Raw genomic sequence first — 19,897 nt, 5'->3', positions numbered from 1 at the left:
CGTGCGCTCTTACGAGATTTCCCACATCGTCGGCTTCGAGGAAACCAACCTGGTCGGCAACGTCTACTTCGTGAACTACTTCCGCTGGCAGGGCCGCTGCCGGGAGATGTTCCTGGTGGAGCACGCGCCCGATGTGCTCGATGAAATCAACCGGGACCTCAAGCTTTTCACCATCAAATGCGAGTGTGAGTACTTCGCCGAACTGACGGCGTTCCAACGCCTCACCATCCGGATGACCCTGGTCGACCTCACCCAGACGCAGATCGAATTCGCCTTCGCCTACCTCGAGATCGACGACCGGACCGGGACCGAACACCTGGTGGCGCGGGGTCGGCAACGAGTTGCCTGTATGCGCGGCAACGGAACTCGGGTCGAGCCGACCCGGGTACCGGAGAGTCTGCGTCGCGCACTCGAGCCCTACGCCGAACCCGACCACCTGGGCAACGACGTGCGTGTGCTCGCCGGCCGCCGCGGCGACTGAATCATGGTCGAATCAGCTGACGTCGGCGTGCGCCTCGGAAGCGGCCTGCGCCGTCGAGTTGAGCTCGAGGTCGAGCAGTCGGAGGCAGCGCGACAACGAAGTCGAATCACCGCTGACCGTCAGGTTGCCCGACAGCATCGCGTCGAGGATGCCGAGCTGCTCGGTGCCGATCCGGATGAACGTCTCCGGGTCGGCGGTGACAACGAGCGCGGGGTCGTCCGGAGATCCGTCGACAACGCGAGCGGTGCGGTTCTCACACAGCACATGGAACACTTCGTCGCCGATCCGGAACTCGTACGACTCGTCGACGTCGGGCGGCGGCCCGACGGTGATCATCGCCTCGAGCGCCAAGCGCCCCCACTCGGAGCGGACGAGTCCGTCCTGCTCGTACGAGGAGATGTGCGACAAACCCCACGACGCCAACCCGATGATCACCGGTCGGAGCGCTTCACCGCTGGCCGTGAGCCGATATTGCACACCACGGCCGTCACCGGAGACGGACTCACGCTGGATTACTCCGTGTTCGGTAAGCATCTGCAGCCGCGCCGCGAGCAGGTTCGGTCCGATGCCGACCAGCGTCTCTTCGAGCAGCTGGTTGTACCGCTTCGGACCGGTCATCAGATCGCGGATGATCAGCAGGGTCCAGCGCTCACCGACGAGGTCGAGCGCAGCCGCGACTGCACACATCTGCGCGTAGCGCTTCGTTCCCATGTGAGCACCTCGGATGTTAGGTCACTACAACTTACTAGTGACATTGATACTACGGTAAATGTTCCCCTCCGGTAGCTGCGGCCAACCTACCCGGCAGTCAGTACCTTCCGAGCTAACGGCGCGGCACCGGTGACACAGGACCGGCCGCAGCCTGCTCCGCTGGAACTCATGCCATCCGGAAATAACGCTTCGGCGCTGGGGGCCGAGGGGAAAGCAGCCGACGCGGCCGGAGTCCATCCGAGCCGCTCGGCCCTAGCCGTGGACATGCCGGACGACCGTCGCCCGACAGCCCACAGCACATCTCCGCGGTAAGAATATCTTAATATATAGTAATCTGCGCTACGCCACGCAGCGGGCAACTACGCATCCGGCCCAGATCTCGAGCCAGAGCCTCACGTCGCGACTGCCGTACTCAACAACCGTTTCGCTGCCGCCAGGTGGTCGGGAGAGGTGCCGCAACACCCGCCGATGATGTCCAAGCCGTAGTCGGCGCGCCACCGGCCGACCAGCTCCGCGAACTCGTCGGGGGCAAGCCCGGACGGCACCGCACGATCGACATGTTCGTAGGCGGGCAAGCCGGCCCGGTCCTCGATATTCGGATAGGCACCGATCAACCCCGACCGGCCGCGGCACAGCGCTTTCAGCGCAACTTCCGTTCCGTGCGGCGAGGTGCAGTTGATGAGAACGGCCTCGGCACCGTCGCGGGACACCGCGTGCACCGCACCGGTCAGCGGCTCCCCGGACAGCAGCGTCGCGTCATCGGCACAGACGAACGACACCCAGGCCCGCCCGCCCGCGGCAAGCACCTGCGCCAGCGCGATCCTGGCTTCTCGAATGGTATTCATCGTCTCGATCAGGAACAGGTCCACCCCGGCCCGCGAAAGCTCGCGCACCAACCAGCCGTGCTCTTCGCGCAGTTCCGCGTCGGACGGCACCAGATCCGGTCGATAGCAGTCTTCGACAGGTCCGATCGAGCCGGCGATCCGCGCATCGAGCACGCCGGCCTGTTTCCGGGCGGCCTGGGCCACGCCCACGGCGGCGTGCACAATCCATGCCCGGCCCGCGTCATCGAGCTTGGTCCGGCTCAGGGCACGCAGGTTTGCCCGGAAGGTGTTCGCCGTGATGACCTGGGCGCCTGCGGCGAGATACGACTCGTGCACCGACTGCAGCACCCGCCGATTGGCGTCCGTGAGCAGGGCCGCGGAGGTCCACCACGGCGGGCGCACCGGCAAACCGGCGCGTTGTAGCTCACTCGCGTTGCCACCGTCGAGCAGCTGGAATCCTTGGGTAGCAGCAGAATTCGTCATGAGTCACCTTCCAGCGCAGTCGTCAGATCTTCGAGCAGATCGGCCGGATCCTCGATCCCGATCGAGAGCCGGATCAGGTCGTCGGTGATGCCGGCCGCGTGCCGGACCGCACGGGGTATCGGCCGGTGCGTCATCAAAGCCGGGCACTCGATCAGCGATCGCACGCCGCCGAGGCTCACCGCGCAGGCGAACAGCTGCGTTCGCGCCATCAGTTTCTCGGGATCGCTGCGGTAGCGGAAGCTGATGATCGAGCCCGGTCCCGACATCTGCCGGCCGGCCAGGCGATACTGGGGATGCGACGGCAGACCGGGATAGCAAACTTCGGTGACAGCAGGGTGTTCGCACAGCTCCTCGGCGATCGAGCGTGCGGTGACGGTCTGGCGAGTCACGCGCAAGGACAGCGTCTTCACGCCCCGATGCACCAGATAGCAGTCGAGACCGCCGGGTACGCCGCCGGTCACCGTCCGATGTTCGACGAATCCGGCATGCAACGCCTCGTCGTCGCACACCAGCGCGCCACCGAGCACGTCGGCGTGGCCCGCGATGAATTTGGTTGTGCTGTAAAGGCTTACATCGGCACCCAGCGCCAGAGGGCGTTGCAGGGCCGGACTCGCGAACGTGTTGTCGACGACCACCACCGCGCCCCGCGCATGGGCCAACCGGCTGATTTCAGCCACATCCGTGATCTTCAGCAACGGGTTGCTCGGCGTTTCCACCCACACCATCGCGGTGTCGGTCGCCAGCGCACGGCGCACCTCGGCCGGATCGGTCAGATCCGCATAGTCGACCTGGATCCCGAATCGACCCAAGGTCCCGAACAGCGCGTAGGTGCCGCCGTACACGTCATCGGAGGAGACCACTCGCTGGCCGGGCGTCAGGACGGACAGCATCGTGGTCGCGGCCGCCTGCCCCGAGGAGAAGACCGCGCAGCTGCGCGCGTCCTCCAGCGAAGCCAGGCATTCTTCCAATGCTTCTCTGGTCGGATTCTCGCCGCGCGAGTAGAAGTGACGCAGTGGCTCCTGCGCGAAGCGGTCGTAGGTGGTGGCGACATGAATGGGCGGCACGATGTCACCGGTGCCGGGCGACGGCCGCTGCCCGCTGTGCACGAGTCTGGTGTCGAAGCGCATGACGATCAGCCGATCGGCGCGACGGCCCGCAGCAGCAAGGCCTCGCTCGGCAGGGCGACCTTGCCGCCGGACGTGCGGTAGGGCTCGGCGGCCTTGCCCACTGCCGCCCAGGTCGCCGGATCGTCGGCACTGCCGAATCGCTCCCGCAGCAGCATTTTCAGGCCGGGCGGAATGACCACCTTGTTGAATTCGATGAAGCGCTCCGGGGATTCGAGCACGAACGGCACCCGGAACGCGGTCACCTCGACCTCGCGGAAACCGGCCTTCGTCAACTCGGCGCCGACCTCCGCCGGGTCGCCCATGCTGAACGGCCCGGGCGCACCCGGTGGCGGGGGTGGTAGTTCGAGCCGGCCTGCGATCACCTGGAAGCCGAGGGACATCATGGGCGCTGCCGACCCGGGAGCGGCCCATACGGCGGCGGCGAGCGTGCCGCCAGGCGCCAGCACCCGCGCCAGTGTCCGGAACATCTCGACGTGATCGACCGCGAACATCAAGCCCCACCGGCTGAGCACGACGTCGAACGACGCGGCGGGGAAATACAGCGATTCGACGTCACCGACGACGAATTCGATATTTTCCAGCCCGCGAGCCTTCTCCCGGGCCCGGCTGATCATGTCCGGGGCGAGGTCGATCCCGGTGACCGCTCCGGTCGCGCCGACGACGGCGGCGGCGGACAGCGCCGGTTCCCCGGTGCCGGTGCCGACGTCGAGCACCCGATGACCCGGCCGCACGCCGCCGAGTTCGAGCAACCGTGCGGTCACCGGTGCGCCACCTGTTTCGAAGTCGTCCGAGCAGGACAGCCAGCCTGCGCTGATCGCATTCCAGTTGGCGCGTTGCGTCCGTTTGAAGCTCACCGGATCGAATTCGGCAGTCGTCATGGCACACCTGTCCCGTCAATGCTGGTTCTGGGTGGCCGGATCGGTCGCCAGGAACCGTTCGGTGGGATGCTCCGCGGTCCAGAAACCGGGCTGCACGGTCGTCAGTGCGCGCCGGACCAGATCGATCTCGGCTTCGGTGTTGTACACCGCGAACGACAGGCGAACGGTGCCGACTTCGCCGAAGGTATCGATGAAGACGTTGGCACAGTGCACCCCGCTGCGCACCGCCACACCGTGCCGATCCAGGTGGCCGCCGACGTCGTAGGGGTGGATGCCGTCGACGACGAACGAGACGATCCCGCTCGGCTGGGCCGCCGGGTCACCGAGAATACGAACTCGCGGAATGCTGTGCAGCGCTTCGATAGCGGCGTACACCAGAAGGTCGTCGTGACGCTGGATTTCGTCCCACCCGAGCTGCTGCACATAATCGAACGCCGCGGCCAGTCCGATCGCTCCGGCGATGTGCGGCGTGCCCGCCTCGAGCCGGGCCGGCACCGGAACGTAGGCGACGGGCTCTTCGAGGGTCACGCCTTTCACGGTGCCGCCACCCACTTGGTAGGGCTCGAGCCGGGACAGCAACTCCCGCTTGCCGTACAGCACGCCGATGCCCATCGGACCGTAGATCTTGTGCCCGGAGAAGCAGTAGAAGTCGGCGTCGAGGTCGCGGACATCCACCGGCCGGTGCGGTACCGCTTGAGCACCGTCGACCAGCACCGGAATGCCGTGCCGATGCGCCTCGCCGATCATGTCCCGAACGGGGTTGACCGTGCCCAGCACGTTGGACACGTGCGCGACGGCGGCGAGCTTGACCCGAGGTCCGAGCGCTGCGGCGAACCGGTCGATCGCTACGCGCCCCTCGGTGCCGACCGGAACGACGACGAGTTCGGCGCCGGTGGTCTCGCACAGCCTCCGCCACGGCAGCATGTTGGAGTTGTGCTCCATACCGGTGACGACGATCTGGTCGCCGGCAGTCACGGTGGCTCGGCCGAAGGTATCGGCGAGGAGGTTGACGGCCGCGGTCGTGCCGGGGGTGAAAATCACTTCGTCGGCGTGCTCCGCGTTGATCGCGCGTCGAATGTTGTCGCGTGCCGCTTCATAGGCATCGGTGGCCGCCATGCTGAGCTGGTAGTAGCCCCGGCCGATATTGCTGTTGACGTCGCAGTAGTAATTCACGAGCGCGTCGAGCACGGCGCGCGGCTTCTGCGAGGTCGCCGCATTGTCCAGGTAGACCAACGGATTCGGGCCGAAGCGCCGCGCCAGGATGGGAAAGTCCTGCCGGACCGACTCCCCCAGTGTCGAAGTGCTGATCTTCCCATTACTCACCAGATCAGTCATAAGATCACCATATCTAAATGAAGCTACTTTTGCCTAGAGTTTGAACAGTTTCCGGAACTCGGCGAGATAGTGACCGGGGAACTCGAACACCTTCTGCGGCGGGTACCGGCGCTCGTGCGCGCGCGGGCCGAAGAAGAACCAGCAGATCTGGGCGATCTGCTCGGCGAACAGCACCGGATGAACGTCGGCGGAGTACATCCCCATGTGGCAGAAGGCGGCTTCGAACTCGCCGCGAGCGGAGAACCCGCGCCCGGACAGCACATGCCCGAAGACGTCGTGCACGACCCGGAACACGTCGTTGTGGCTGAGCGCTACGCCGTCGACCACGATGCCGGACGGTTCCAGCATCGGGTGAAACTCGTTGTCCAGCACCGGACCATGGCCGGAACTCGTCAGGTATATGTACAGCTCACCGGCTTTCCGCACGGACGCACGCAGCTCGGCCGAGCGCCGGTAGGGCTGGCCCGCAGCCAGCCACGGCCGCACCGTGATTCCCGCATCGACGACCACCTGGTACTGCTGAAGGTTCTCCCGCTTGAACCGGTCGTAGCGCTGAGCGAGGGATGCGTCGTAGGCCAGTCGGGGGGCCTGCTCGAAGTACGCAGCTACCCGACGGCAGTAGTCCTCGTCCCAGTCGAGCGTGTATGACGCCGGTGCGGGGATCCGGTATCCGTTCGCGGGCCGGTGGCGATCGACGTACGCCTGCGCAAGATCGGCCAGATCGGTTTCCATCAGCATCACCTCTAGTTCACAATATATTCTTGAAGTTAGATTGCCGCCAGGTCAGGAGAGGCCGAGATGACCTACTGCGAATCAGCACCCGTCGCCAGAACACTGCCCGCGCCCACCGCTTACCTGTGCGGGCTCACCTGGGACGGCTCGATGCTGTGGCATTCCGACCAGGACGCGGGGACGATCTTCGCCATCGACCCGGCCGACGGAACGGTCATTCGCTCCTGGGGCTGCGCCCGCGTCCGTGCCGACCTCGGCTACGACGGCACGCGGTTGGTCCAGGTCGGGGGCCGGCCCAAACGGCTCCTGCTCATCGACCCGAAAACCGGGGAATCCGCAGGCGAGAAGGCGGTGCTGCCCTCCAGTGGCAGGCTGACCGGGATCGAATTCGGCCCGGAGGGGCTGTGGATGTGCCTGCGCGGCCCGACCGTGGTACAGCTGCGCAACTACGCGACCATGGAGATCGAACGCGAATACCCGGTGGGCGGCGAGTCCCCCTCGGGCCTTACCTACGCCGATGGCATGGTGCTGCACGGCGACTTCGACGACTCGATGGTCCGAGCGCTGGACGCGCAGACCGGTGCCGCGGTCGGCTCGTTCCGCGTCCCCGGCCACCCGACCGGCATGACCTGGGACGGCCGTCACCTCTGGTACTGCGACTTCCCCGCCCGCGCATTTCGCGCCGTCGAGCTCGACTCGGTGCTGGTCAACCGAGCGTAGGACGCCCGCCGTCGGTACCGAACAGGCCGCGCATGAGCTGCGGCTTGGCCGCCTCCTGGAAATCCATGTTCGGATCGAGTTCCCGGATGGTCCCCTCGATCACCAACAGGGACAACAGCGGGAAGATCAGCTCGGGCGCGGCGTGAATCCCGAAGCGGCGCTGCAGGTCGAACATCTCCATGGCGAAGGCGATCAGGCTGAACTCGCTGGCGGGCTGGCCGTGGCTGCGCTCCACGAGATCCGCCATCCGCACCGTGAAGCCCTCGAGATCGGCGTCCTCAGCGACCCTGGCCGCGCTCCGGATGACGATCTCGGCGGCATGGTGCCCGCGTCCGATCGCCATGTTCATGAAGAACTCGGCGAACAGGCGCCGCAGCCGGTCGGTGAGCTGGACGCTGAAGCCCGCGTCCAGCACCACGACCTGGGCGCTGCGCGTGAAGTAGAGATTGCCGGGATGCATGTCGCAGTGCACGAATCCGTCTACGAACAGCATCTGATACATCGCCGCCATCCCGGACGCCGCGAAGCGCCGACGGGTGACCGGCGAACAACTATCGGCCGTGCCCACCGCCAGGTCCGGGATGAACTCCATCACGATGCACCGCGGCCGACACGCCTCCGGATAGACCTTCGGCACCCAGACCCGCGGCACCTCGGCGAGGTTCTTGCGCAGCCGCCGCAGATTGTCGGCCTCCCGCTCGAAGTCGAGCTGCCCGAGGATGGCGCCCGCCATATTCGCGACGACCTCCTCGACCGGCACGCCGCGAAAGACCGGCAGCCGCGCGACGAATCCCGCGCCGCCCCGGATCAGCGCGAGATCCTCGGACATGGTCCGTTCGATACCGGGCCTGCGCAGTTTGACCGCGACATCCTGCCCCGAGTGCAACCGCGCCCGATACACCGACGCCACACTGCCGGACGCGACCGGTCGCGGATCGACCGAGGCGAACACGTCATCCACCTCGGCGCCGTAGGCCTCGGCCAACGCCACCGCGGTCTGCGCCGCATTCAGGGGCGCGACCGAATCCTGCAACAGCGACAGCTCGTCACACAGCGCGGGCGGCAGCAGATCGCGGCGGGTACCGAGCACCTGTCCCGCCTTGACGAAGGTCGGCCCGAGCAGCATCAACAGCGCGACCAGCCGATGATAGACATGCCGCCGACCAGCAGCGGGGCCGTACCGCAACCGGCGCACCGAACCACCGACCAGCGCGGGGACGCCTACCGCGACGACGGTGCCGGTGACGCGTACCGCCCGCAGCGTGAGCGCGAATCGTGCTCGCATTGGCCTCATCTCCCTGTTCTCTGCGGTCGATCGAACCGCTCACGCGCCTGCGCGAGGTCACGGCGAATGTCCCTGGCCACGTGCGCCGGACAGAAGGCCGCGTCGACCCCCGCCGCCACCAGGTCGGCGAGCGCGGCAACCGAGAGGCCGAGCCGGTCGTGGCACAGCTGATACTCACGGGTCAGCGAGGTGCCGAACATCGCGGGATCGTCGGAGCCGAGCGTGACCGGGACGCCTGCGGCGAGTAAAGCGGGCAGCGGATGCTCGTCGAACGCGCGCACGGCACCGGTGCGGACATTCGACGATGGGCAGACCTCGAGGGTGATGTTGCGATCCGACAGGTAGGCGAGCAGACCGGGTTCGGTCACCGCACGGATACCGTGCCCGATCCGCACCGCGCCCAGATCACGGGCGGCAGACCAGATTTCACCGGCGTCGGAGGTCTCCCCCGCATGCGGAACAGCGTGCAGCCCATTGGCCCTTGCCTTCTCGAACGCGGGGCGGAACAGCCGGCGCGGCGCACCGAGTTCCGGGCCGCCGAGCCCGAACCCCACCGTTCCGTCGGGCTCATAGCGCAGCAGCCAGTCCAGCGTGGCGAAGGCGCCGGCGATACCGTCGTCCGCCGACACATCGAATATCCAATTCAGGTGGATGCGATGACGTTCGGCAACGAGACGGCGACCGATCGACAGCGCCTCGGCGAGTTCGGCGGCGGCGATACCCATGCGCAGATGCGACAGCGGAGTAACGGTCACCTCGGCATATCGCACGTTGTCCAGCGCCAGCTGGTCGCCTAGGCCGGTCACCAGCCGCACCATCGCAGGACCGCTGGTGACCAACCTGTTGACCGCGGTGTAGACCTCGATGAAATGCGCGAAGTCGGTGAATCGGTAGTACCGGCGTAGTTCGGCCGGGTCGGCGGGCACCCCGAGATCCGGTCGAGCTCCGGCCAATTCGGCAACCGTGTCCACCGCCGCCGAACCCAGCAGGTGCACATGCAACTCCACCTTCGGCAGCGCCGCGAGGAAGGCCGACACACCCTCGTCGCCGCTCATCGCGGCACCACTGGGCCGGCGCTCGGCTCCGTCAGGCATCGAGCTGACGGTGCGCCACGAGGCCGACTCCGGCTTCGAAAGCCCTCCACGAGATCAACCATAGCTTTTTGAAGCGATCTAGGCGAGGTCGAACGCGGAGTCGCAGCCGACTGAGTGCAAACGGAGCCCCCAGCGCCGCGAGTGGCTTCCAGAGGCCAGGGCCAGCAAAAGCCAAGAGCAGCATAATCTGGAGAAAACTTATGTAACATATAGCTAGTTGAACGTCGGGCACGCGCGGAGGCGATGGCCAGCCGAAGGTCGGCCGACCGGGCGGACCGGCGACGGAGGTGAACGGCTCAACCTGGTCGAGCCCATCGTGGAAGAGGTTCCCATGAACGGCGCCGTCGATCCCATCCCAGGGCACCGAGCAGCGACGATGATCGCCGAGCGATCGCCGAACCTGCGCACCGCGGAGTGGTCCGAGATCCGTGGGCTGTTCGCGCTGGATCCCGGCGCCATCCACCTCAACTCCGGCACCGTCGGCGCGATGCCACACGCCGTGCTCGAGACGGTGGACCGGGTGACCCGGCAGTGGGCAGGCGGTCTCGGCGATGTCTATCCGCCGGGCATGTACTCGGACCACCGCGCCACCATCGCCAAGGCCTACGGGGTCGATCCGGACGAGATGGTGATCACCCACAATGCGACCGAGGGCGTCGCGCGGGTCATCCACGGTCTGGATCTGCACGCCGGCGACGAGGTCCTCACCACCACGCACGAGTGCTACTCCGTGCTGTCCAATTTCAACCTGCTGCGCAACCGTTTCGGCATCAAGCTCACCACGATCACCCTGCCGACCGGATACGACGTGCACGCCGAGCAGATCATCGAACTGTTCGAGGCGGCGATCACCCCGCGCACGAAAGTGCTTGCCTTCGCGGGGATCACACTGTTCACCGGCACCAAGCTGCCGATGCGCGCACTGTGCGAACTCGCGCACCGGCACGGCCTGATCACGGTGATCGACGGCGCACTGCTACCCGGCATGCTCGATCTCGACATGCGGGCGATCGGCGCGGATTTCATCTCCTGCTCCGGGTCCAAGTTCCAGTGCGGCCCGCTGGGTACCGGATTGCTCTACATGCGCAATAAGGTTCATCCGCAACACAATCCGCTGCCGCTGCCCACGTTCTGGCCGATCATCTCCACCTGGTATCCGATGAAGGGCAGCCCGCCACCCCGGACGCGCACCTCCATCGAGAGCGACAACATCGCCGACTACGTGCAGAGCGCGGGCAGTGCCAGCATCGCCCGCGGGGCCGCGCTCGCCACGGCGTGCGAAATGTGGGACGAGATCGGCCGGGCTCGGATCGAGCGACGGATCATGCTGCTCGCCGACTACGCGCGCGACCTCATCGCCGAACGTTTCGGACGGGACGCGATGTACTCCCCCGCCGCGGATCCCACGCTGCAGTCGCCGTTGATCGCCTTTCATCCGTTCCAGCGACCGGAAGACGCCTGGAACGTGAAGAAGGTGCACGAGTACACCATGCGGCTACAGCGCGAGTACCGGCTCTTCACCAGGTGGACCGAGTTCGACGTCGCCGGATCGGCACACCAGCACTACGCGTCGCGCATCACGACACACATCTTCAACGACCACGACGAGATCGCGCGGGCCGTCGACATCATGGCCCGGCTGGCCGCGGAGATGTCATGACCGATCCGACGATCCTGCGCCTGTACGGTCCCGGCGCGCTGGACCAGTTGGATCCGGTGTGCTGCCCGAGATTTCCGATCGACCGGGTCGTGCGGTTGTTCGCCCGGCAGCTGTTCACCTATCGAACGCAGACCGACCTGCGCAATTGGCAGACCGTGGCACCGACGCCCGATCTGGCGACCGCGGTTCCCTCCATGTACAACGCCGGAACGGGCGCGAGCCATACGAGCTACGTGGTCCATCTGCGGCCCGGCGCGTACTGGGACAGCAACCCTGAGCGTCCGGTCACCACCCAGGACGTGGTGCGCGGCTTCAAGCGGATGGGTAATCCACTGCGCCGCAGTGCGTTGCTGTCCTGTTTCACCGACACCATCAGGGGAATGGCGCAGTTCTGTGACGACTATGCCGCCGCGTTCGCCGGTGCCGTGCCGACCGGGCCCGAATTGGCCGAATACCAGAACTCCCATGACATTCCGGGTCTGCTGGTGCTCGACGATGAGACCATCGTCTTCGAATTGATCAGGCCCGCATTGGATTTCATCGACATGCTGGCGATGCCCTGCGCCTCGCCCGCGCCGGTCGAGTATGACCTGTTCGTGCCGGGCAGCGCCGAGCTGTGCCGCAATATACGGTCGAACGGCCCGTACCGGCCCATCGATTTCACCCCCGGCCGGGAACTACGGCTGACCCGAAACCCGGTGTGGCGCGCGGAGTCCGACCCCGTGCGGCGTCAGCAAGTCGAAGCCGTCGAAGTCATCTCCGAACCGGTCACCGCCGGCGAGGTGGCGCACCGGATCCGAACGGACCGTGCGGATCTGGCGTGGGGCGCCCGAATCGCCGATCCCGCAACGCCTGTCGAACACCATCTCGGTTTCGCGCTGGACCCCTACCTGGTGTTCAACACCCGCAGCCTCAACGCCGCGGGCGCATTGCGAAAAGTACAGGTGCGCCAGGCGATCGCCCACGCGATCGACAAGTCCGCCATCGCGGTGGAGATCGCCGCACTGGGCGACGATCCGATCATCCGCATCGCGGGCTCGGTCGTCCCGCCGAACAACGACGGCCACCAGGACCTGCACGCCTACTCGACGCCGGACTATCGCGGCGACCCCGCCACCTGCGCGGCAATGCTGGCCGCCGCGGGCCATCCGGGCGAGCTGCGGATCACCGCGATCCATCCGGCAACCGAGCGCGCCCGCCTGGTCGCCCACCGATACGCCGCCGACCTGGCCGAGGCCGGAATCACCGTCGAGTCAGTCGAACTGGCCGAATCGCAGTGTCTGGATCTGCTTGCCGACCCGGCACGGGCGGAGTCCGGCGCATGGGATATCGCGCTCGCCTCGTGGTCGCCGGCCTGGCTGCACAGCAACGGTCGCGTCTTCCTGCAACCGCTGCTGCAATCCGGCTCCCCCGCCAACTTCGGCCGCTACCACAATCCCGAGGTGGACGCGCTGATCGAACGAGCACTCGCCGCCGAGGACCGCGAATCGGCCGATGCCGCGTGGCGCAAGGCCGAGCGCGTCGCGCTGGCCGATGCCCCGATCGTGCCGCTGCTGTTCCAGGTCCCCACCACCCGCGAATCGGTGGGCCGCCGCGTGCGCGCCGCCGCCATGTTGCCCACGCACGGTCTCACGGTCGACCTGACCACCGTCAGGCTCGACCCACCCTCGACGGAACCAACCGTCCCACCGGCCGGTTGAGCGGACGCGGTCGAAAAGTGGATGTGAAGGACAGCAGAAGTGGATGAGCACGACGCGCGTCTCCTGACCGTGATGGCGGCCAACCCCTCGGTATCCATGTGGGCGGCGGCGGGTCCGGAAGCCAACTACGCCATCCGGCTGTGGACTCGTGGCGCCGAGCGTCTGTACGGCTATTCAAGTGACGAAGCCATCGGCGAGAGCTATGTCAACCTGTTGACGAACAAGCTCGAACGCGACCAGGCGATAGCAGATCACGATAATATCGTACGAACCGGCACCGTGATTCGGAACTTGGTTGACGACGTCGTGCTCTCCGGCTCACAGCGATTGCTGCTCACGATTCGTTTTCCACTCTTCGACAAGTCCACGAATTCACATCTGCTCGCCGAGACCGGCATCGAGGTAACCGACGTTTCCCTCGAGGACGCGGTGTGGCTCACCAGGACACGCGAAGAAGCGATCCATATCAGCGAAAGCGCAGCGCGAGAGGATCTCTCGGAGCAACTGCGCCGGCTGGTGGGCGCACTGACGTTGTCGGGCACCGGCGAGGACGAGCGCGCTGCTCTCGCACTGGGCGTGGAACTCGTTCGGCAAGCGATCAATGCGCAGGCCGAATCGAGTGTGTGGCTCGCGGGCCGGGGCGAGCAGTTCAGCGAAGTATTTCGCAGCACCGGCTGGCGAGTTCCGCCCGGCTTGGACATCGGCCGCGCCCTCGAATGGTTCAGATCGAACACCAAGCCGATCCTCCACGATTCCAGGTCCCGTCCACACCGACTGCTCAAGCAGCTCTTCGACACACACCAAGGGCCGCTGGACACGGTGGGCATGATTCCGCTGCATGCCGAAGGGGTGTTCCTCGGACTGCATTTGATCCGGGTGCCTGCCCCGCATACGTTCACCCAGCTCGAGCGCGATGCGCTTCCCGTCTTGTCGTCGGCCGTGCTGGCGAGCGCACGACTCGCAGCCGAAGTCCGCAGGCGGCGGGAGGAGGCTGCCGAATCGAGGGCGGAGGCTACGCGACTACGACTCAACGGCGACTTCGCCCATCGAATACGCAAAGCGGTGGATCCGATTCTGCGTGACGTGCATGCGATACGCGAGGAACTAGAGCTGCGCGGCGTGAAACTGGATGGCGAACTCGAGCAGTGGATCGACGACATCACCGAAGGCTGCACCGAGCTTGCCCGCGCGCCTGCCGAACTTCATCGCGCCCAGAAGGTCGCCCGCATCAGCGTGCGCGGCGTGCTGACCGCACTGCGAAATCGGCTCGGTCTGGAGTTTCCGGACAGCATCATCGAACTCGATCTCGATGACATAGCCGGCGTGCTCGTCCGTGGCGTCAAGGGCGATGTCACGGCACTGTTCGAGAATTTGCTCTACAACGCCATCGAGGCAATGGACTGCAAGGGGCGCGTACAGGTGAGCGCGACGGTGTCCGGCAGGTCCGTCTCCATCGCCGTGTCGGACGAAGGCCCCGGAATCAAGCCCGAGGATGTCGCAGGTGTTTTCCAACTAGGGTTTTCGAAGAAAGGCGAAGGTCGTGGGCTCGGCTTGGCCCGAGCACGAGAAATTGTTACAGACCTGGGCGGCCAGATCACCGTTGACGTCGAACGCGCGCCCGGCGCAACGCTTCTGGTTGTTCTGCCTATCTGCAGGAGGGCGTAGATGGCGATCGTATTGTTACTCGAGGACAATCTCAAATTTGCTCGGGCGGTACAGCGCGTACTTCGCGGCCACGAGGTACGGCACGTGACCAGGGTCGATGCCGCGATCGATGAACTGCAACATCCCGAGGTGGACTGCGCACTGATCGATCTCAACCTCACCGACGAGGACGACTATTCCGGTTACGAAGTCTTGTCCTACATCCTTCGTAACAGGCCCGACTTGCCCCGCGCCGTGGTGACGGGCTCTCGCTTGAAAGGCGCGATCGCCAAGAATATCCTGCTCCGGTACGGCGTCGGCGACATTGTCATCAAAGGCGACGTCGACCGGGAGGGCTACGGGACCACCGATCTGATCGACACGGTGAGTGACCTGCTCGCCGGCTCGGATCGGCAACGACGGGAAATGGCCCGAAACGAGGTCACTTCCATTTCGCTCGCCGCGCAGACCGAATTACGGCGGCGCATCAATGGACTACAGCAACTTTCGGAACAACTACGCAGCGGTAGCGGCACCAAGCGCCGCGACCCGACGGCCAACAGCCGCACCGCATTGACCCGGCGAGCCGAAAAACTGATCGAACTGGAGGCGGCCGCGAAGGCCAGGTGCGACGTGGTGACGCTGGGCGAGCTGGCGCATGAAGTGGAATTGTTCGAGGCGGAATCGGCGAGGGTGCTGGATGATTCGTAAGATCAGCGCCAGCCTCGGCTCGGTCCACCCGGGCGCCTTCTACCTGGCCAGTGCCGTGGTGCTGTCGTTGGCGGCGAATGCGTTCACCGAGGCCTACGGATCGGTTCCCGCTCCGCCGAATCAGCGATCGCTGGCGCTGTGCGCGCTCGCGGCATTCGTGTCGGCGGTGGCGTTGTCGACGTTGGGCTGGCGAATCGAATCCATCAGATCGTTGGCCATCGAGCGCGCCGCGGACGTAGGTCTACCGGCGCGACTTCTCATCGGCGAAGCAACGAAAGCATTCTTCGTCGAAGTATTCGTGAAACTGACGATCGGAGTGGTGACGGCAGTGCTTTCGGTCGTTTTCATGCTCGCTCGATGGTAGGAAGACTCTCGCAAACACCCAGCATTTATTCACCTCTCGCAGCAGCGGCCGGCCGCGCGTCCACGTACCGACTTGCCGGTGCAGGTCTCCGACGCGGGCTCTGCCGCAGCCTCGTGCCGCGCATGCACGGAGTACACCTGCCTCCGCGCACCCTGACGGCCACCGCCGACGGCCGCGGTCATTCCCTCGCGGTGTTCGGACATGCTCGCGCTTCACTTTCGATGCCGCCAGCCGACCGAACTAACTTCACTAAACTATAATTACCTCTTGAAGAGCCGCCGACCCGGCAGTAAAGTAGGGATAGTAGAGGTCCGCACACTGGCAGACTGGATGAGATAGGGAATCCCATGGTCACGAAAGCCCAGCAGCAGAAATTCGCGAAGCACTTCGAGCGTTACGACGCCGACAGAGACGGCAAGATCGATCAGTCGGATATCGACGCTTTGATCAACCGATGGTGCGACGCATTCCACATTCCACCCGGCTCCGACAAATGGCGGAGCACCATCAAGCGAGCCAACCGACTGTGGCAGGACCTGCAGGGCCACGCGGATGCCAACGGCGACAAGGTAATCAACACCGAGGAATGGATCGCGGCACACGAAGATCCCCGTTTCGTCGACGAGGTCGCGATTCCACTGGCTCAGCTCACCTTCGAACTCGGCGATGTCGACGGTGACGGCAACGTGTCATTGAGCGAGTGGATGACCTTGCAGTCGATCTCCGGTGTCAGCCAGGTCGACGCCTTGAAGATGTTTCAAGCGCTCGACGGCGACGGCGACGGGTACATCACTACCGACGAGCACGACGCGGCGCTTCGTGAATTCTTCGGCAGCGATAATCTCCAAGCCGCAGGGGCTCAATTGGCAGGCCATCTGTAAGAGGTCGCACCGGCCACGAGATCCGAGACCCGCACGGGGGTTGTCGTCCCGTCATGACGTCGGCCCCCGCGCAGCATGCTCTCTCCGTCGACATCACGAGGATACGAACAACCTTCTCGGTTCTCGCCCGTGCGGGGTCGGTCGGCATCGCAAAAGCCCTCCGACGCTGGAACATTGAGCACAGATCTGCCGTCGAGACCGATTCGACATCGGCAGAGCACCGAACGCGCTACCTTAGGACTGCACTCCATCGCCACAGCGAACATCCTGCCGCACACAGTATTGCCGCCCGGAGAGGAGATTCCCGATGATCACAGCCGACAAGATCGAGCACGAGGTGGACATCAACGCATCCGTCGCACGGGTGTGGGAGCTGGTGACCGATCCGGGCTGGTGGGTCGGCGACGGTGACAGATCCGGGCAAAGTCGTAGGCGGGAGGGCGATTTCGAGGTGATCGAGGATCCGAAGTACGGCCGGTTCCCCGTCCGCGTCGAGACGGTACAGCCGCAGGACTACGTCTCCTATCGGTGGGCGTCCGCCTTCCCCGGCGCGATGCCCGGCGACGGCAACTCCACACTGGTGGAGTTCCGGCTCGCCGAGCGCGACGGCGGTACCCGCGTGCGGGTGATCGAGAGCGGCTTTGCCGCACTGCCCCTGCCCGACGATGAGCGGGCGAAGCGGGCCGAGGAAAACAAGGGCGGCTGGAAAATGCAGTTGGACGTCCTCAAAGCCAACGCGGAGTAGCTCCGGGCCGACCAGCGCCACGAGACTCGCAGGCCACCTGCCTGTTTCCCCGCAGGCCGTGGCCGAGCATCCGACGGGTCCTCGAGAGTACAGGCCCGCCCCCGGTCGCCATGTAGAGCGTTGCGCTACCGGATCACCCAGTGCCCCTATCGAATTCGCCAACCGCGTTGCAGCAATCCACTGCGATAGATCACGACTTACTATAGGTTACGGTAGTATTCAATCCGTAGGCACCACACGGCGGGCTGGGCCTCCTTCGCGGAAGTCGACCGAACCCTGCGGCCTCAATCGAACAGCGGTCCGGCAAGAGACGCGGAGATCATCATGGCCGAGAAACCAGTCGACACAACCGATGAGGTCGGCGAGTACTACGACGGGGTCGGCGAACTGGTGCAGGTCGTCGGGGGCAACCTGCACCTCGGCTACTGGGACGACGACCAGGACGCCACGCCATTCCTCGAAGCCATGACCCGCCTCACCCGGATGATCGCCGAACGACTACCCCTGCACCCCGGCCAGCATCTCCTCGATGTGGGTTGCGGTGTGGCCGAACCGGCCATTCATCTGGCCGGGCGACTCGGCATATCGGTCACCGGTATCACGGTGAGTGGCTGGGAAGTCCAGGAGGCGACCGACAACGTCGCGCGCGCAGGCCTGTCCGACAAAATCGCCGTCACCTGGGCCGACGCCGCCGCACTCCCCTTTCCGAGCGACGAGTTCGACGCCGCCATCGCCTTCGATTCGGTGCCCAACTCGCCGGACAAGCACAAATGGCTCGGCGAGATATTCCGAGTGCTCCGGCCGGGCAGCCGATTCATCTACTCGGAATATCCCCTGATCGCGGACGTGACGGCGGCCCAACGGGAAGTACTCCGGGCGAACACCGTGCCGGACCCACCCACCACCATGGCTGCGGCCGTGGCGCCGGCCGTCGCGGCCGGATTCGAGGTGATCGAGGAACTCGATTGCAGCGATAACGCGCGCCCGTTCTATGACGCGTTCTTGAAGCGATTCGCGGAACAACGGACCGATCTGATCGCGGCCTACGGGAAAGATCGGATCCATAACTTCGAATCCGGAATAACGACAATGTTCGAACTCTGTCGCGAAAAGATCGGTTACTACCTCATCGTGTGCCGTAAGCCTGAGGTCGTCGGCACAACTATATGAAAAGGAGTGTGATCGAGCGTGTCCGAGATCCGACGGCGGCTGCTCAAAACGACAACGCAGGAAGATCACACCACCGCCGAACCCCGCACCTCCAAACGCCTACCGATCGGCGTGTACGTCCTCGGCGCCAGCGTATTCGCGCTGGGCACTTCGGAATTCATCGTGTCCGGGCTGGTCGATCAGATCGCCGGCTCACTCGGGGTCTCCGTGCCCCAGGTCGGTCAGCTGATCACGGCCTTCGCGATCGGCATGCTGATCGGCGCCCCCCTGATGGCCGTGCTGACCCTCGGACGGGACCGCAAGACCGTGCTCCTGGTCGCCGTGACCGTCTTCTGCGTCGCTGATCTACTGACGGTGATCCCGGTCTTCGGTCTCATGTTCGCGATGCGGTTGATCGCGGCCATGGCCTGCGCGACCGCGCTGACCGTCGCGCAGGTGATGGCCGTCGCCCTCGCCGGGCCCGGGCGGATGCCGCAGGCGATCGCGGTGATCCTCGGCGGCATGACGCTGGCGAATGTGGCGGGCGTACCGCTCGGCAGCCTGGTCGGCGCGCTGTTCAGCTGGCAGGTCATCTTCGTGCTGATCGGCGTGATGAGCGCCATCGGCGCCGTACTCGTCGCATTGTTCGTGCCCAGGTTGCCGCGCGACCACGGCCCCGCGGTCGGGCTGGGCACGCTGGTCGCCCGCGAACTGCGGTCGCTGGTCCAGGTTCGGGTCTTCGTCGCCCTCACCACCATCGTGCTGTTCGAGACGGCCCTGTTCACCGTGTACGCCTACGTCCAGCCGCTACTCATCGACGCCAGCGGTATCAGCGTGCATCAGGTGCCGATCGTGCTGTTCCTGTTCGGTATCGGCTTGTTCGTCGGCAATACGCTCGGTGGCCGGCTGGCGCAGTTGAACGCCATGAAGAACGTCATCGGCAGTCTGGTGGCGATGATCGTCATGCTGCTGGTGCTGCGGGCCGTCGTGCACCATGGGATCGCGGCGGCCGCCGCGATCACCATCCTCGGCGTGTGCGCGTTCTCGATGACCGCCGCGCTCAGCTCGCGCGTGATCGGTTTCGCGGTGGCGGCGCCGACCCTGGCCGTCGCAATTGTCATGTCCGCCTTCAATATCGGCAACGCGATCGGCCCGGCGATCGGCGGCGTTGTTATTTCTCGCGCGGACATCGCCGATGTCATCTGGGTCGGCGTGATCATCGCGCTACTCGCGCTGGCCACCGCATTCGTTTCCGTCGTTATCGAGCGTCGGCGGGCGTTCGCACCGGCTCCATGAGGACAGCTCAGCGCCGGTGGCCGAAGCCGCCGGCGCTGAGCCTGTTAACCGCTGAGCCTGTTAACCGCTGGGTCTGC

General features: G+C 65.5%; 19 protein-coding genes. 11 read left to right on the top strand and 8 right to left on the bottom strand.

Going from position 1 to position 19,897, the window contains the following annotated elements; genetic code table 11:
* Position 1 precedes the first annotated feature (1 nt).
* Positions 2 to 481 carry a thioesterase family protein gene (locus IBX18_RS06430; RefSeq protein ID WP_194832813.1) on the top strand — a complete coding sequence of 160 codons (480 nt, stop codon included), beginning with the start codon at positions 2 to 4 and terminating at the stop codon, positions 479 to 481.
* A 12-nt stretch (positions 482 to 493) separates the two neighbouring features.
* Here IBX18_RS06430 and IBX18_RS06425 read toward each other — a convergent pair whose 3' ends face one another.
* From IBX18_RS06425 to IBX18_RS06400, 6 genes are all read right to left on the bottom strand, one after another.
* On the bottom strand, positions 494 to 1,192 hold the full coding sequence (locus IBX18_RS06425) for a winged helix-turn-helix transcriptional regulator (protein WP_194832812.1): 699 nt from the start codon (positions 1,190 to 1,192) through the stop codon (positions 494 to 496).
* 392 nt (positions 1,193 to 1,584) lie between these two features.
* Entirely contained in the window at positions 1,585 to 2,499 is a 915-nt protein-coding gene (locus IBX18_RS06420; RefSeq protein WP_194832811.1) for a homocysteine S-methyltransferase family protein, read from the bottom strand.
* Positions 2,496 to 3,626, bottom strand: a complete 1,131-nt coding sequence (locus IBX18_RS06415; protein WP_194832810.1) for a PLP-dependent aspartate aminotransferase family protein — start codon at positions 3,624 to 3,626, stop codon at positions 2,496 to 2,498. The genes IBX18_RS06420 and IBX18_RS06415 overlap by 4 nt, the downstream gene beginning before the upstream one ends.
* A 5-nt stretch (positions 3,627 to 3,631) precedes the next feature.
* Positions 3,632 to 4,504, bottom strand: coding sequence for a class I SAM-dependent methyltransferase (locus IBX18_RS06410; protein ID WP_194832809.1), 873 nt, complete (start codon positions 4,502 to 4,504; stop codon positions 3,632 to 3,634).
* A 15-nt stretch (positions 4,505 to 4,519) separates the two neighbouring features.
* Positions 4,520 to 5,839, bottom strand: coding sequence for an aminotransferase class V-fold PLP-dependent enzyme (locus tag IBX18_RS06405; RefSeq protein WP_194832808.1), 1,320 nt, complete (start codon positions 5,837 to 5,839; stop codon positions 4,520 to 4,522).
* Between the two features lie 33 nt (positions 5,840 to 5,872).
* Complete coding sequence (locus IBX18_RS06400) at positions 5,873 to 6,571, bottom strand: crotonobetainyl-CoA--carnitine CoA-transferase (RefSeq protein WP_228540566.1); 699 nt, start codon at positions 6,569 to 6,571, stop codon at positions 5,873 to 5,875.
* Between the two features lie 66 nt (positions 6,572 to 6,637).
* On the opposite strand from IBX18_RS06400, the gene IBX18_RS06395 reads away from it, so the two are divergent.
* The gene (locus IBX18_RS06395) at positions 6,638 to 7,291 is read left to right on the top strand and encodes a PQQ-binding-like beta-propeller repeat protein (protein WP_194832806.1); all 654 of its coding nucleotides are present in this window, start codon (positions 6,638 to 6,640) and stop codon (positions 7,289 to 7,291) included.
* Here IBX18_RS06395 and IBX18_RS06390 read toward each other — a convergent pair.
* Both IBX18_RS06390 and add read right to left on the bottom strand, forming a co-directional pair.
* Positions 7,278 to 8,576 (bottom strand): AarF/ABC1/UbiB kinase family protein, encoded by a 1,299-nt coding sequence (locus IBX18_RS06390; RefSeq protein ID WP_194832805.1) that lies wholly within the window; start codon positions 8,574 to 8,576, stop codon positions 7,278 to 7,280. The two genes, IBX18_RS06395 and IBX18_RS06390, sit on opposite strands and share 14 nt — an antisense overlap.
* 5 nt (positions 8,577 to 8,581) lie before the next feature.
* The gene (add, locus tag IBX18_RS06385; RefSeq protein WP_228540565.1) at positions 8,582 to 9,670 is read right to left on the bottom strand and encodes an adenosine deaminase; all 1,089 of its coding nucleotides are present in this window, start codon (positions 9,668 to 9,670) and stop codon (positions 8,582 to 8,584) included.
* Between the two features lie 331 nt (positions 9,671 to 10,001).
* On the opposite strand from add, the gene IBX18_RS06380 reads away from it, so the two are divergent.
* The 9 genes from IBX18_RS06380 (at position 10,002) to IBX18_RS06340 (ending at position 19,820) form a co-directional block, all read left to right on the top strand.
* Entirely contained in the window at positions 10,002 to 11,330 is a 1,329-nt protein-coding gene (locus IBX18_RS06380; RefSeq protein WP_194832804.1) for an aminotransferase class V-fold PLP-dependent enzyme, read from the top strand.
* Positions 11,327 to 13,030 carry an ABC transporter substrate-binding protein gene (locus tag IBX18_RS06375; protein WP_194832803.1) on the top strand — a complete coding sequence of 568 codons (1,704 nt, stop codon included), beginning with the start codon at positions 11,327 to 11,329 and terminating at the stop codon, positions 13,028 to 13,030. Before IBX18_RS06380 ends, IBX18_RS06375 begins: the two co-directional genes overlap by 4 nt.
* Positions 13,031 to 13,069: 39 nt before the next feature.
* Entirely contained in the window at positions 13,070 to 14,695 is a 1,626-nt protein-coding gene (locus tag IBX18_RS43035) for a sensor histidine kinase (RefSeq protein WP_194832802.1), read from the top strand.
* Positions 14,696 to 15,385, top strand: coding sequence for a response regulator (locus IBX18_RS06365; protein ID WP_194832801.1), 690 nt, complete (start codon positions 14,696 to 14,698; stop codon positions 15,383 to 15,385). It abuts the gene before it with no gap.
* Positions 15,375 to 15,749, top strand: coding sequence for a hypothetical protein (locus IBX18_RS06360; protein ID WP_194832800.1), 375 nt, complete (start codon positions 15,375 to 15,377; stop codon positions 15,747 to 15,749). Before IBX18_RS06365 ends, IBX18_RS06360 begins: the two co-directional genes overlap by 11 nt.
* Positions 15,750 to 16,096: 347 nt before the next feature.
* A complete protein-coding gene (locus tag IBX18_RS06355; protein ID WP_107657255.1) occupies positions 16,097 to 16,630 on the top strand; it encodes an EF-hand domain-containing protein in 534 nt (177 codons plus the stop codon).
* A gap of 307 nt (positions 16,631 to 16,937) precedes the next feature.
* On the top strand, positions 16,938 to 17,375 hold the full coding sequence (locus IBX18_RS06350) for an SRPBCC domain-containing protein (RefSeq protein WP_194832799.1): 438 nt from the start codon (positions 16,938 to 16,940) through the stop codon (positions 17,373 to 17,375).
* A 324-nt stretch (positions 17,376 to 17,699) separates the two neighbouring features.
* Positions 17,700 to 18,545, top strand: a complete 846-nt coding sequence (locus tag IBX18_RS06345) for a cyclopropane-fatty-acyl-phospholipid synthase family protein (protein ID WP_194832798.1) — start codon at positions 17,700 to 17,702, stop codon at positions 18,543 to 18,545.
* Between the two features lie 18 nt (positions 18,546 to 18,563).
* A complete protein-coding gene (locus IBX18_RS06340) occupies positions 18,564 to 19,820 on the top strand; it encodes an MFS transporter (RefSeq protein ID WP_194832797.1) in 1,257 nt (418 codons plus the stop codon).
* The last annotated feature ends 77 nt before the right edge of the window (positions 19,821 to 19,897 follow it).

Source organism: Nocardia sp. XZ_19_369 (assembly GCF_015355715.1).
Classification (GTDB): domain Bacteria; phylum Actinomycetota; class Actinomycetes; order Mycobacteriales; family Mycobacteriaceae; genus Nocardia.
The sequence above is the reverse complement of the archived record's forward strand: the minus strand, read 5'-3'. Positions and strand labels throughout refer to the sequence as shown.